12 protein-coding genes are annotated in these 12,847 nt (G+C 66.5%); 1 reads left to right on the top strand and 11 read right to left on the bottom strand.

Annotated features, from left to right (window positions below; all coding sequences use genetic code 11):
* Positions 1 to 45: 45 nt before the first annotated feature.
* From JOE41_RS20825 to JOE41_RS20775, 11 genes are all read right to left on the bottom strand, one after another.
* Positions 46 to 1,104: an acyltransferase gene (locus JOE41_RS20825; RefSeq protein ID WP_245200780.1), complete on the bottom strand. Its 1,059-nt coding sequence runs from the start codon at positions 1,102 to 1,104 to the stop codon at positions 46 to 48.
* Between the two features lie 215 nt (positions 1,105 to 1,319).
* Complete coding sequence (locus tag JOE41_RS20820) at positions 1,320 to 2,840, bottom strand: aldehyde dehydrogenase family protein (RefSeq protein ID WP_209753476.1); 1,521 nt, start codon at positions 2,838 to 2,840, stop codon at positions 1,320 to 1,322.
* The gene (locus tag JOE41_RS20815) at positions 2,837 to 3,625 is read right to left on the bottom strand and encodes an HD domain-containing protein (RefSeq protein WP_011691847.1); all 789 of its coding nucleotides are present in this window, start codon (positions 3,623 to 3,625) and stop codon (positions 2,837 to 2,839) included. Before JOE41_RS20815 ends, JOE41_RS20820 begins: the two co-directional genes overlap by 4 nt.
* Positions 3,626 to 3,655: 30 nt before the next feature.
* Complete coding sequence (locus JOE41_RS20810) at positions 3,656 to 4,963, bottom strand: NAD(P)/FAD-dependent oxidoreductase (protein WP_209753475.1); 1,308 nt, start codon at positions 4,961 to 4,963, stop codon at positions 3,656 to 3,658.
* A 2-nt stretch (positions 4,964 to 4,965) separates the two neighbouring features.
* Positions 4,966 to 5,286 carry a 2Fe-2S iron-sulfur cluster-binding protein gene (locus tag JOE41_RS20805; protein WP_011691845.1) on the bottom strand — a complete coding sequence of 107 codons (321 nt, stop codon included), beginning with the start codon at positions 5,284 to 5,286 and terminating at the stop codon, positions 4,966 to 4,968.
* A gap of 59 nt (positions 5,287 to 5,345) precedes the next feature.
* Positions 5,346 to 6,143: an SDR family NAD(P)-dependent oxidoreductase gene (locus JOE41_RS20800; RefSeq protein WP_245200779.1), complete on the bottom strand. Its 798-nt coding sequence runs from the start codon at positions 6,141 to 6,143 to the stop codon at positions 5,346 to 5,348.
* Complete coding sequence (locus JOE41_RS20795; protein WP_209753474.1) at positions 6,136 to 8,004, bottom strand: PEP-utilizing enzyme; 1,869 nt, start codon at positions 8,002 to 8,004, stop codon at positions 6,136 to 6,138. The genes JOE41_RS20800 and JOE41_RS20795 overlap by 8 nt, the downstream gene beginning before the upstream one ends.
* Before the next feature lie 69 nt (positions 8,005 to 8,073).
* Positions 8,074 to 9,153: a PEP/pyruvate-binding domain-containing protein gene (locus JOE41_RS20790; RefSeq protein ID WP_209753473.1), complete on the bottom strand. Its 1,080-nt coding sequence runs from the start codon at positions 9,151 to 9,153 to the stop codon at positions 8,074 to 8,076.
* A gap of 5 nt (positions 9,154 to 9,158) precedes the next feature.
* Positions 9,159 to 10,436, bottom strand: a complete 1,278-nt coding sequence (locus JOE41_RS20785; RefSeq protein WP_209753472.1) for a cytochrome P450 — start codon at positions 10,434 to 10,436, stop codon at positions 9,159 to 9,161.
* Between the two features lie 153 nt (positions 10,437 to 10,589).
* On the bottom strand, positions 10,590 to 11,384 hold the full coding sequence (locus JOE41_RS20780) for an IclR family transcriptional regulator (RefSeq protein ID WP_011691840.1): 795 nt from the start codon (positions 11,382 to 11,384) through the stop codon (positions 10,590 to 10,592).
* A gap of 165 nt (positions 11,385 to 11,549) precedes the next feature.
* On the bottom strand, positions 11,550 to 12,134 hold the full coding sequence (locus JOE41_RS20775; protein ID WP_198011584.1) for an adenylate kinase: 585 nt from the start codon (positions 12,132 to 12,134) through the stop codon (positions 11,550 to 11,552).
* A gap of 230 nt (positions 12,135 to 12,364) precedes the next feature.
* Between JOE41_RS20775 and JOE41_RS20770 the strand changes: the two genes are divergently transcribed.
* Positions 12,365 to 12,838, top strand: coding sequence for a GNAT family N-acetyltransferase (locus tag JOE41_RS20770; protein ID WP_209753471.1), 474 nt, complete (start codon positions 12,365 to 12,367; stop codon positions 12,836 to 12,838).
* Positions 12,839 to 12,847 lie beyond the last annotated feature (9 nt).

Below are 12,847 nucleotides of genomic sequence, written 5' to 3'. Positions count from 1 at the left end.
CTCCCCGCTGCACCACTGCGCCCCGGCGACGTACTCGATGTGACCTCATCGGGACCCCGCGCCGGCCCTGGCCGCGCAGTACCTGTCGAAGCGGTCGCGCCCCGCGCGCCCCAGCTTTTCGACCGTGCACCAGCTGATGACCGCCACAAGCAGTGTCAGCAGGATTGCCGACACTGCTACCAGCGGCGGCAAGTCGGCTGTGGATCCGCCGTTGAGCCAGAGAATGACCACATAGTTCCAGAGGTACGCCGCGTAGGAAACAGTGCCAAGCATCTGCAGCGGGCGCGTCCACCGGGGCATCACTTGCGAACGGGAGGCGGCCAGCACCACCAGCACGGCCGCGACAGCCATGGCCAGCGGACCTCCGACAAAGAAGAAGGCCGGCGACTCGTTGGCCCTGGGAAAGAACACCAGGGCTGCGAGGACAAGGACAGCACCCAGCAAGGCCAGCCGCCTGGGCCGCCGGCCCGAGAACCAGCTGAACATCCGGACCCTGTAGAGGCGCAGTGCCGAGCCGATGATCAGCCCGAGGCCCCACGTCGTGGGAAGGGCGTACACGAGGGAGTGAAGGTGCGGAGCCAGGATCAGCATGGCCAGGACGCTCGCCGTCATCAGGGAGAAGACCACGGCTGCAGACCAGCCGACCAGCTGTCCTTGGCGGTTCCTCCGCAGCGCAAGCACCAGCAGTGCCGGCCAGATCAGGTAAAACTGTTCCTCCACCGCCAGCGTCCAGAGCGGTCCGATTGCCATGCTCACGTCAAAAGGCAGCGGCAGGTCTTTCAGGTAGCCGAAACCGGCGAGGAGGGTATAGCCGATGATGCCCTTCGATCGATCCCCCAGGACATCAGCTGTCAATTCAACGATGGCGTAGACGCCAAGGAAGGCGATGAGCGCGGGTAACAGCCGGAACGCCCGGTGCGCATAGAAACGGCCGTAACGGACTTTGCGGTACCGTTCGATGTCCCTCAGCAGCACTCCTGTTATCAAGTAGCCGCTCAGGACGAAGAAGACGATCACGCCGACAATGCCGGCACCTTGAAATACACCCGGCCACGAATGTCCCAACAGCACCGCACCGACGGCCGCACCGCGGAGCGCGTCCAATCCGTCCAGCCTTTGCCGCCCGGCACTTTGCCGGGCGGTCTGCCCGGCACTTTGCCCGGCAGCCGTCCCGACTGTTCCATCAACTAGCAACGCCAAATGACCTCCGCAGTTCCCTCTGGATGATTTCGTTTCCGCGCGCCAGCGGTGAGCCCGGGCGCCGCGCCTCGACTAATTATCCCCGGCCCGGCTGAATGAAACCTGACCCCCCTGCCCTCCTACACCTTCCGGTGAATGGATTTGTAGCTCAGGTAGGCGTTGAGGCCCTCGACGCCGTACTCGGTGCCGAGGCCGGAATCGTGACGTCCGCCGAAGGGCGCGGCGTGGTTGGAGGCGAAAAAGTTGATGCCTACCGAGCCGGTGTCCATCCGGTCCGCCACGGCCAGCGCCGCTTCCGGGTCTGCGCCGAACACCAGTCCGCCCAGACCGAACTCGGTGTTGTTCGCCAACTCCACGGCCTCATCAGCGCTGCCGCCGGCGTCGTTGTACTTCAGGATGCAGATGACCGGGCCGAAAATCTCCTCCCGGGAGATCCGCATGTCCGGGGTGACGTCGGCGAACACGGTCGGTTCCACGAAGTACCCGCCTTCGAGTCCGCCTCCCAGTGACGCCGCACGTCCGCCGGTGGTGGCGCGGGCGCCTTCGGCCAGACCCGATTCCACGTACTCCAGCACGGTCCTATACTGCGACTCGGTGGCGCACGGGCCGAAGACCGTATCCGGATCCAGCGGATCTCCCTGCTTGCCGGCGGCGATGGTGCTGGTGACCATGTCCACCACTTCCTCGTAACGGCTGGCGGGGGCCAGGATCCGGGTGGAGATGTAGCAGGTCTGCCCGGTGTTGCGCATCGAGGACCGGATCAGCACCTTGGACATCGCGTCCAGGTCCGCGTCCGGCAGCACGATCGCGCTTGACTTTCCGCCCAACTCCAGCGTGACAGGGCGCAGCAGTTCACCGCAGGCCGCCGCGATCTTCCGGCCGACCGGGGTGGAACCGGTGAAGGCGACCTTGTCCACGCCCGGGTGCTTCACCAGGGAGTCCCCCAGCCGGCCGGAGCCGGTCACCAGGTTGACGACGCCGGCCGGGACGCCGGCCGCGGCCACGGCGTCGATGATCACCCGGAGCGAGAGCGGCGTTGGCGACGCCGGCTTGATCACCACGGTACAGCCGGCCAGCAGCGCCGGAGCCAGCTTGATCACGACGAGGTTGATCGGGAAGTTCCAGGGCGCGATCAGCGCGCACACACCGATTGGTTCGCGTCGGACCACGGACTCGCCGCCGCCCTGGGGGAAAGCCCGCACGTCCTCGCGTTCAAGGTAACCGGCGAGGGTGGCGAAGTACCGGAAGATGCCCGCGGCGTTGGCCGCGGCCCCCGCGGATTCCGAGACCGGCGAGCCGTTCTCCCGGGTGTTCGTCAGCGAGAGCTCCTCGGCGCGCTTCTCCACTTCCTCGGCGATGCGCAGCAGGTACGCCGCCCGCTCAGACGGCGTCAGCCGCGGCCACATGCCGTCGTCGAAAGCCCCGCGGGCGGAGCCGACGGCGGCGTCGACGTCTTCAGGGGATCCGTCCGGAACGGAGCCCCAGACCTCGCCCGTGGCGGGATCGGTGACCGGGTTGCGGCCGGTGCCGCGTGCCGGGGTCCAGGCACCGTCGACGAAGATGTCCTCCACGTGCGTATACGGCAACTTGAGCCCGGCACGGGCGGCCACAGCGGGAGCGTCGTGCGTGGCCGCGGTCATCGGATCACTGCCGTCTTGAGCAGAGCGGTGGAGCGGTTCAGATCGGCCGCCGCCATGTCGTGGGCGGCCTGGGTGATGAGCTCGGGCACGATTTCCGCGGTTAGGCGGTCCGTGTAGGTGGCCGGGTCCATCTTGAACCAGGAGGAGGCCAGGGCAATCCCCGCCTGGTCGAAGCGCCACAGCCGGTCGGCGTCGCGCATCAGTGCGTCCTCCAGCGACTGTGCCACCGGGCGGGTGTCGTGGCCGTCGATAATCTCGCAGACGCGCTCAATGAATGCCTCGGAATAGCCCAGGCCCGGCAGCACCCGGCGGGCGACGTCGCAGCCCTGCTTCTCGTGTTCGAAGCGGATGGCGGCCTTGCGCCAGTCCCCCGCAAAGCCCTCGGAGATAATGCGGGATTCATCTACATGGGCCCAGCCGGTGTCGTGCAGCAACGTGGCCACCCGGACCAGCTCGGCGTCGGCCTCGGGGTAGGCGCGGCAGAGCCGCTCGGCGAAAGCGAGGGAGATCGGCAGGTGGATGTCGTTGCCGCGGGTGCGGGTCTCGTGCACCACGGCTTTCCAGAGCCCGTCAAGTTCCTGGAGCGCTGCCGGTGTCGTGGCGATCGGGGCGGTGTCCACCGGTCCCGGTGCCGGCACGGGGCGGACCGGGTACGCGGCGGCAAAGCGGGCAGCAGCGGGACTGCCTGCCGCCGGATTGTCTGCTGCCGGGTCGCCGGACACGATGTCGAGGGAATCCTGGCTCGCGGTGCCGGGGTCGGCAACCGGGGTCTTGGGGGTGGTCATAATGCTCCTTCGGGTGGGCCGGCCGGCTGGCTAGCTGTCCGTGGTGATCGTTTTGAGGGGGGTGGCCGGGTCCGCGGCGGCGTCGGCGGGGATGTTCTGCCCCTTGGCCAGGGCGTTTTTCACGGCCATGAAGTCCAGCGGCGCATTGACGCAGTCCGCGGCGATGACCTGGCCCTGGCGGTAGTAAAGGACGCTGAATTTCCCGCGTTCCTCGTCCCGCCGCAGCACGGTCCGGTCATAGCCGTTGCAGAGTCCGGCGATCTGGAGTTTGAGGTCGGCCTGGTTGGACCAGAACCACGGGATGCCGGCGTATTCTTCCCGCCGGCCGGTGAGTGAGTAGGCGGCCACCTTGGCGTGTTCGATGGCGTTGTTGACGCTCTCCAGCCGGATCCGCTCGCCGGGTTCCGAGCCGGGCACGGGGTTGGGCATATTGGCGCAGTCTCCGATCGCCACCGTGGTGCCGTCCGAGGCCAGCGCGAAGCGGTCCACGACGATCCCGTTGTCCACGGTCAGGCCGAGCTGTTCGGCGAGTTGGGTGTTGGGGATGACGCCGATGCCCACCAGCACTATCTGCGCGGGCAGCACAGTGCCGTCCTGGAGTTCGACGGCGGCAACTGAAGTTCCGCCGTCGGCCCCGGTGAAGCGCCTGGCGCTGGTATTCAGCCGGATGTCCAGGCCCCGGGACCGGTGTGCCTGCAGGAAATACTCGGCGGTTTCCTCACCCACGGCCCGGCCAACGAGCCGGGGGCCGAACTCCAGCACTGTGACGTTCTTGCCCATCTTCTGCAGGCTGGACGCAGCTTCGAGGCCGATGAACCCGCCGCCGATCACCACAACGTCCTGCGCGTCCCCCACCCTGGCCTTGAGCGCCAGGGCGTCGTCAGCGTTTCGCAAGTAGAGCACGCCGTCAAGATCCCCGCCCTCGATCTCCAGTTTCCGGGCGCGGGCGCCCACGGTGAGGGCCAGCCGTTTGAAGGGGAACTGCTTGCCGGAGGATGAGTGCGCCACGCCGGAGCCGTCGGCCTCCTTGTCGATCCTGACGATGTATTCGCCCTTGACCAGGTCCACGTTGTGTTCGGCCCAGTACTCGTTGGAGCGGAAGATCAGGGATTCGCTCTCCACCGTGCCCTGCAGGAACTCCTTGGACAGGGCCGGGCGCTGGTAGGGGCGGTGGTCCTCGTCGCCGAGCAGGGTGATGTGCTCGTCGAAGCCGAGCGCACGGAGGGAAACCGCGAGCTGGACACCGGACTGGCTGGCGCCGATGATCAGCAGGCCCGTGCGGGTGGGGACGCTGTGGTCCGTAACGGGAGCCGGCTGCTCGGCAGTGTGGGCGCCCATCGCTACACCTGGGTTTCCGGCGTGGTGACGAACAGTTCGAGCTCGTCGGTCAGCCGGAGCTGGCAGGACAGCCGCGAGTTGTCCTCGCGGTCCACTGCGGTGCCGTAGAGCATCTCGTCCTCCATGTCCTCCATCGGCGGAAGCTGGGCGAGGCAGTCCTCGCGGACGAACACATGGCAGGTGGCACAGGACAGCGATCCGCCGCATTCGGCCACGATGCCGGGGACGCCGTTGCGCACCGCGGTCTCCATGACGGAATCGCCGGGATTGCCCTGGACGTCGCGGACAGCGCCTGCGGCGTCGGTGAAATGGACCGTTGGCATTGGTCCTCCTTAGGGTTGGACTCGGGGTTGAAAGCGGGACGTTGAGTGAAAAGGGGCGGTCAGATGAACTGGCGGCCGCCGTCGACCACCATGGTCTGGCCGGTGTAGTAGGAACTGTCCGGCCCGGCCAGGAAGAGCGCCGCGCCCACAATGTCCTCCGGCTGGCTGGCGCGCTTGATGGCGCCCCGGTCCACACCGTAGTTCTCGGCGTTCTCCATCAGCCCGTAACTGGCCTCGGTGAGGGTGAAACCGGGGGCAATCGCGTTGACGGTGATCCCCCGCCGGCCCAGTTCCTTGGCCATCACCCGGGTCAGGGCCACCACGCCGCCCTTGGAGGCGACGTAGTGCAGCCACTGCTCCGAGCCGCTGAAGATCGTGGCGCTGGAGAGGTTGATGACGCGCCCGCCCTCGGGCAGGTACGGGCTGGCGGCCCGGGTGACGAGCCAGGGGCCCTTGAGGTTGACGTTCATCACCAGGTCCCATTCGGCCGGGTCGATGTCCTCGAACGGGCTGCGGGTCACCCCCGCGTACACCGCGGCGTTGTTAAGCACGACGTCGATGCTCCCGTTGCCGAATTCCGCGCAGCTTTTCGCGAGGGCCTCGGTGGAGGCAACGCTGGTGACGTCGGCGTGGAAGGATGCCGCGTCGGCCCCGGTGTCCAGGACCAGCTTGGCCGTTTCCTCCGCGCCGTCGAGGTTCACGTCCGCCACCGCAACGCGGTAGCCGCGGCGGCCGAAGCCGAGCGCGAACGCCCGGCCCAGGCCGCCGGCGGCACCGGTGATCAGGACGGTGCGGTCAGGGTTGCCGCTTTGGCCCGAACTTGCATCGTCTGCAGGGGGCATCGATGCATCAGACATGGCTGTGACTGTGCGCGCCCGGTCCTGCGACGACCAGTTCGTCTTCGGCGTCGAGGATCTGGACCGTGCCCTTGGTGCCGTCCACCCGCAGCCGCTGGCCGGTCTTGATGGTGGTGGACGCCGAGCCGGTGCCGGTCACGGCCGGGAGGCCGTACTCGCGGCACACGATGGCCGCGTGGCTCATCATGCCGCCAATGTCCGTGACCGTGGCCTTGATCTTGCCGAAGATCGGGCCCCAGGACGGCGCGGTGACCGTGGCGACCAGGATCTCGCCCTGTTGCACCTCGGAGAGCTGGTCCGCATCGGTGACCACGCGGGCCAGGCCTTCCACGACGCCGGGCGAGGCGGCCATGCCGCGCAGGCCGCCGCCTTCGACGGCCTCGCCTGCGCCCAGCCACTGCTGGACCTGTTCCGTGGTGATGCCCCAGAGCATCCGGGTGAAGGGTTCGGTGATGATTTCCGGCGGGGTGTTCAGGGCCGGGGCGGGCCGGGCGGTCTTGAGCGCGTCCACGATCCCGCGGCGGCGTTCGATCTCCTCCGGCCAGTAGTCCGGGCCGATCGGCTTGGCGCCGACACCCCAGCCGGTGACCAGGTCGAAGAGCGCGTCGCGGACCTCGTTGCGGCCCAGGTAGAGCAGGTCGTCCGGTTCGGTCCAGAAGCCCTCGGCCTGCATCATGCGGCTGAGTTCGCGAATCTTGCGCCAGAAGACGCCCATGGTCCAGTGCTCGATGTAGAAGTTGTGGTTCTCCACGTACGGGTAGGCGGTGGCGGCAAGCCCGCGCTTGGCGTCGAAGAGCGCCTGGTTTTCGCCTTCCAGCAGATCCCGGTATTCCTCGATGATGCGGTCACGCTCGATGATCAGGGCCTCGATCGGGCGCATGATCTCCTGGCCCTCGTCCACGCGGCGGATGTAGTCCGCGATGTAGCCGAGCGGGATTTCCTGGTGTTCGTTCCAATACTTGTCGTGGCCGTAGAAGCCGTTGCCCACGGTGAAGTTGAACCACGGGTCCTTGGCAGCCTCGTACTGGGCCGTCCAGCGGTCCCCGCCGGGGGCCGCCGCGATGGCACGCAAGGTGGCGTCGACGTCGTCCGTGTTGCTGAAATGCGGCTGCAGCCCCAGTTCGACGGCGAGTTTGGCGAGCTGCTTGAGCTCGTCGTCCGGGCGGAAGAGTTCCATGTCCACACCCTGCACCATGGTGGCGATGGACTGGTCCGGGATGTTGGGAAAGACCTGCTTGCAGAAGTTGAAGAAGTCCAGGTAAGCGATGTAGCCGAGGTTGAGGAACTCGAAGTGGTACTGCCAGTTCTGATAGGCCAGCTGGATCAGCCGGTCGTAGCTCTCCAGCAGCTTCTCCGAGCCGTCCTTGCCCTTTCCGGAGAGGATGTCCTCCATCGGGACCATGTCCGGGAGTCCGGGGAAGGAGATGGTTTCCATCTCGTCGATGGTGCCCTTGACCTTGACGTGCCACTGCTTGAGGAGCTTGTCCCAGTTCTGGAAGTAGTGCCCCACGCGCTGTTCGAACAGGGGCACGCGGGCGGCGATCTGGTCCTCCGGCACCGGAATGGGCGACATGTAGAGGTATCCCAGGTGCACCCGGAATTCGATGCCGTTGGCGTTGGGGATCATCAGGTGCCGGGCGTTGTACTGGCCCAGGCACTTGACAGCGAATTCTCCGCCGATGGTCTCGAAGGGCTTGAAGACGGTGGGCCAGTGCTGGCTGTCGCAGAACCAGAACTTGGCGTCTTCCTGTTCCTTGAGCTTGTCCTGGAAGACCAGGTAGTAGGGGTAGATCTTTTCCCAGCCCTCGGCGCCGGCGGGGACCGCAAGCTCGGAGGGTTTGGGGAAGGACTTCAGGGACATGGCGGTCCTTTCAATACGGGCTCGGCGTTGAGCCTGGGTGATGGAGCGGACGAACGGCAAAAACGGGTGTTAGGCGGACGGCTTGAGCGTGCCGGCACTGAATCCGCTGAAGTAGCCGCCGGAGACCACCGGCTGCGGGGCAGTGTGAGTGGATGCCTTGGAGGAGTGCACGGTTTCGGGGCGGGACTGCAGCAGCAGGAGGTTTTCGCCGTCGGGCAGGTCCGCGTCGAGGGCCCACTCGATGTCCTGCGGGCACTTGTAGTGCTTCTCCGCACGCTTGGCCATCTGCGCGACGGCGGTGAGCTCGGCGTCGCTGAGGCTGCGGCGCCCGCGGCGTACGGCGTCGACCTCCTGCTCCACCAGCCGTCCCGCAACGGCATCCGGGACGAGTTCGGCATGCTTGTCGCCAAGGTGCTCGGAGATGACAGTCAAGGTGACCTTGTCCAGCATGATGTTGTCCGGGGTGACCTGGCCGGAGACCACCATCTCGCCGACCCCGTAGGAGGAGTCGATGGTGATCTTGGACCGGTCGCCGTTGGTGGGGTCCATGGTGATGGCGACGCCGGAGACGCGGGCGTTGACCATCTTCTGCACCACGACGGCCATGGAGAGGCCTTCGTTGGGGATGTTGTTCTTGAGCCGGTAGATGATGGCGCGGGAAGTGAAGAGCGAGGCCCAGCACTGCCGGATGTGCTCGGTGACGGCCTTGACGCCGGCGAGCCAGAGGTAGGTGTCCTGCTGGCCTGCGAACGAGGCATCCGGGAGGTCTTCCGCGGTGGCGCTGGAACGCACGGCCACCGGGACGGGTGCGTCGAAGCGGGACATCAGGGCCTCGTAGGCACCGACGGTGAGTTCACGCATCGCCTGCGGCACCGGGCGGGAGCAGATGTCCTCGCGGATGGCGGCAGAGACCTTGTCCACCTGGCCCATATTCTCTGGGTCCAGGTCGGCGAGGAGCTGGTGGATGTGCCGGGTGATGCCGGCTTCCTCCATAAAAGTGTCGAACTGCGCCGTCGTGACCACAAAGCCGGGCGGGACGGGCATGCCGGCGGAGGTCATGGTGACCAGGGAGGCACCCTTGCCGCCGAGGTTTTCGAGCTTCGGTTCCAGGCCGCCGTCGAAGAACTGGATGAATTCGTTGCTTTGCATATTTCTCAGGCCTTCCAGCTGACGGGGACGGACTCGGGGACTCGGAAGGAGAGGTTTTCCCGGAAGGTGATGGCTTCCGGGTTCTCCAGCTGCAGCGCCGGGGCGAGCCGTGCCACTTCCTCGAGTGCGATCTTGGCCTGGAGTTTGGCGAGCATGTTGCCCAGGCAGTAGTGGATGCCGAACCCGAAGGAGAGGTGCTCGCGGGCGTTGGGGCGGGTGATGTCGAAGTCTTCGCCGGCGTTGAATTTGGTCTCGTCCCGGTTGGCGGAGCCCATCAGGAGCAGCAGCTGCGCGCCCTCCTCAATGGGCACGCCACCAACCTCGGTGTCCTTGAGCGCCTTGCGGCGCCAGCCGACGATCGAGCCGGCGTAGCGCAGGACCTCGTCAATGGCGGCGGGGATCTTCTTGGGGTCCTCGACGAGCTGCTGCCACTGCTCGGGCCGGGACAGCAGCTCGCGCAGGGCGTTGGAGATCAGCGTGGTGGTGGTCTCGTGCCCGGCGAAGAGCAGGCTGTAGAGGACGGAGGCGATCTCGTGGTCGGAAATCTCCGCACCCTCCTGCTGCGACTTCACCAGGTCCGCGGTGAGGTTGTCGCCGCCTTGCTCGTGGGCCACCTTGACCAGCCGGAGACATTCCTGCCAGTACTCCACGAGGTTGTGGGCGTGCGGAATTTGTTCCTCGTCGCTGAGGTCGCCCCAGGTCATGGCCGCGCGGGAGTCGCTCCAGCGCTTGAAGGTGTCCACCTGGGAGACATCCGCTCCGATGAGGGTGAGGATGGTGATGGTGGGGACGTCGTAGGCGAGGTCCTTGACCATGTCCCCGCGGTGTTCCGGGCGCGCCAGCATCTTTTCGATCAGTTCGATGACGTTCTGCCGGATGAAGGGCTCCAGCGCCTTGTAGCGGCGCGGCGTGAAGGCCTTTTGGACCACGGCGCGGATGCGGGTGTGCTCCGGAGGGCGGCGGGCGGACAGACCCGAGTAGGCGGTGAAGCCGCCGTCTTCCATGATTTTCTTCGCGGCGGGGCCGCGTTCGCGGACGGGGGCCTGGGCGTTTTCGCTGGAGAAGGTCTCCCAGTCCTCGAAGACAGCCTTGATGTCGTCATAGCGGGAGACGACGTAGAGGCCGACCCGCTCGTCGAACATCACGGGCTGCTCGGCCCGGAGTTCGGCGTAGGCCGGGAAGGGGTCCTTCATCTGGAACGGCTCGTAGCCGTGGTGCCCTGCGGGTGCTTCGGCGCCGTGTCCAAAGGGACAGCGGCCGGCCGTTTCCGTCGAGGGTGACATCTAAGCTCCTTGGTTTTCGGTCCCGCCGGCAGCGCCAGTGCATGCCGGGGTTCTTATTCACCAGTGTGGCCCGCATCACCCGCCCGGGGCCGAACTTCTTCCACTGAGCGGAAGCGACTTAGTCTGCGGGCCCTGCGAGACGGGAAACGCGGCTTAGTCGGTAAGCGCGGCGTGGCTGCCCAACAGTGTTTCCAGCGGAATCCGCGCCGTGGCGCGCTCAATCTGGGCGGCGATCCCCCGCAGGACAGGAAGGTGCCGGGTCATCGTGGCAGCCTGGTCGGTGGGCAGCACAAGGCCGATGGACGCTCCAATCCTGCCGGTATGGAACACCGGGACGGCAATCGAGCAGGATCCCAGCCGGACTTCCTCCAAGGTTGTGGCGTAGCCCTGCTCACGGATCCGGGTCAGCTCTGCGGCCAGCTGCTTGGGGTCCACGTGGGTGTGCGCGGTGTGCCGCTCCAGCTGCCGGTTCAGGTAGGCGTCACGGACCCAGTCCTCATCGAAGGCGAGGATGACCTTTCCGACGGCGGTCGCGTGCATGGGAAGCCGGCCGCCGACCCGACCGGCGCGGGGCACACGCCTGGAGCCGTAGACCCTGTCGATGTAGAGCACCTCGTGGCCGGCCCTGACCGCCAGGTGCGCGGTTTCGCCGGTGAGCGAAAACAGGTCCTGGACAAAGGGCCGCGCCGCGTCGCGGAGCTGCCGCCCGGTGTTCTGGGCGAGCTCCCAGAGCCGGATGCCCAGCTGGTAGCGGCCGTTGGGTTCGCGGGACAGGAGTCCCCAGTCGGTGAGCTCGGTGACCAGCCGGTGGGCGGTGCTCAGCGGCAGCCCCGATTTTTCGGCAATATCGGTCAGGCTAAGGGCACCACGGGACTTTTCGAAGGCTTCCAGGATGGAGAGAACCTTCGACGTCACGGTCCTGCCGGGTTCGCGGCTGCCGCCGGCCATCGTGGCTCCTTCCAAGGTGCGCGCCCACTGCTTTGCATACTGCGGGCCGCCTCCCGGCGGTCCGATCAGAGTCTAGTCTGCGGTGCCGGGGCAGCGGGTCCGGGACGCAAAAGGCGGGAGGACGACGGCGGTACGTGCCGCCGTCGTCCTCCCGCCTTTGCTGTTCTACTGTCCCTGGACCGGCACCCCGAGCAGGTCATCGATGCTGCCCAGAACCCTGTCCGTGACCTCCTCGATTCCGCCGATCCCGTCCACCTGCGCGAGGATCCCGCGGCCGGCATACCTGGCCACCACGGCCTCCGTCTGCTCGTGGTACAGGTCCAGCCGGTGGCGGATGACGCTTTCGTTGTCGTCGCTTCGGCCGGTTTCCCTGGCCCGGCCCAGCAGGCGGGAGACCAGTTCCTCGTCGTCGGCCGTCAGCTGGAGGACCACTCCGAGCTTCCGGTCGCCGGATGCGAGGATTCCGTCGAGGTAGTCCACCTGCGCAACGGTGCGCGGGTAGCCGTCAAGCAGGAAGCCCTCTTTGGCGTCGTCCTGGCTGAGGCGGCTCCGCACCATTTCATTCGTGACGCTGTCCGGCACGAAGTCTCCGTTATCCATATACTTCTTGGCCTCGACGCCCAGCGGGGTCCCGCCCTTGACGTTGGCCCGGAAGATATCGCCGGTGGAGATCGCCACTACGCCGAGGCGTTCCGAAATCCGTTCCGCCTGGGTTCCCTTGCCGGAACCGGGCGGACCAATAATCAGCATTCTCGTCATTCACTATTCCTTTGCTGGTTATATGGACGTCTTCGTCCTGGCCCGATGCTACTGATCCGGAGGTTGCGGCCGGGCTGCATCGGCGCCTCACAGCAGGGTACGACGGCGGAGGATCCCCGCGGCTGCGCGCCCGCCTTTTGTGCTGTTACCGGTAGTGCTGGTGCAGTGAGCGGCGTCGCCGACGTGGCGTATGACGAGGGGCGACCGGTAAATTTGGGGCGATGATACACATTGATCAGGACAGCCCCGCGCGCGCGGATGTCCACCGGCTCCTGAGCGAGCACCTGGCGGACATGTTCGCCACGTCACCGGCCGAAAGTGTGCACGCGCTGGACCACTCAGCGCTCTCCGGACCCTCAATTACATTCTGGACGGCCCGCGAGGAAGGCGAACTCCTCGGGTGCGGCGCACTTAAACTCCTCGATTCCCGGACCGGTTCAGCGAAGCACGGCGAAATCAAGTCGATGCGCACCGCAGCAAGCGCACGGGGGCGCGGCGTCGCCACCATGATGCTCAGGCACATCGTGGACGAAGCCCGAAGCCGGGACTACAGGCGCATCTACCTTGAGACGGGAACAGAGGAGTATTTCGCTCCCGCAAGGCGACTATACGTCCGCACCGGATTCACCGAATGCCCGCCCTTTGCCGGCTATGCCCTGGATCCGAACAGCGTTTTCATGGAACTCCGCCTCTAAGCAGTCAGA

The sequence above is a fragment of the Arthrobacter sp. PvP103 genome (assembly GCF_017833075.1).
Taxonomy (GTDB): Bacteria; Actinomycetota; Actinomycetes; order Actinomycetales; family Micrococcaceae; genus Arthrobacter.
Note: the sequence above shows the minus strand (reverse complement) of the source record. Positions and strands in the feature narration are given on the sequence as shown.

Excerpts from the sequence above, each read along its gene's own strand:
- JOE41_RS20820 (WP_209753476.1), bottom strand. The coding sequence starts at position 2,840 with ATGACCGCGGCCACGCACGACGCTCCCGCTGTGGCCGCCCGTGCCGGG.
- JOE41_RS20815 (WP_011691847.1), bottom strand. The coding sequence starts at position 3,625 with ATGACCACCCCCAAGACCCCGGTTGCCGACCCCGGCACCGCGAGCCAG.
- JOE41_RS20810 (WP_209753475.1), bottom strand. The coding sequence starts at position 4,963 with ATGGGCGCCCACACTGCCGAGCAGCCGGCTCCCGTTACGGACCACAGC.
- JOE41_RS20805 (WP_011691845.1), bottom strand. The coding sequence starts at position 5,286 with ATGCCAACGGTCCATTTCACCGACGCCGCAGGCGCTGTCCGCGACGTC.
- JOE41_RS20800 (WP_245200779.1), bottom strand. The coding sequence starts at position 6,143 with ATGTCTGATGCATCGATGCCCCCTGCAGACGATGCAAGTTCGGGCCAA.
- JOE41_RS20795 (WP_209753474.1), bottom strand. The coding sequence starts at position 8,004 with ATGTCCCTGAAGTCCTTCCCCAAACCCTCCGAGCTTGCGGTCCCCGCC.
- JOE41_RS20790 (WP_209753473.1), bottom strand. The coding sequence starts at position 9,153 with ATGCAAAGCAACGAATTCATCCAGTTCTTCGACGGCGGCCTGGAACCG.
- JOE41_RS20785 (WP_209753472.1), bottom strand. The coding sequence starts at position 10,436 with ATGTCACCCTCGACGGAAACGGCCGGCCGCTGTCCCTTTGGACACGGC.
- JOE41_RS20780 (WP_011691840.1), bottom strand. The coding sequence starts at position 11,384 with ATGGCCGGCGGCAGCCGCGAACCCGGCAGGACCGTGACGTCGAAGGTT.
- JOE41_RS20775 (WP_198011584.1), bottom strand. The coding sequence starts at position 12,134 with ATGCTGATTATTGGTCCGCCCGGTTCCGGCAAGGGAACCCAGGCGGAA.
- JOE41_RS20770 (WP_209753471.1), top strand. The coding sequence starts at position 12,365 with ATGATACACATTGATCAGGACAGCCCCGCGCGCGCGGATGTCCACCGG.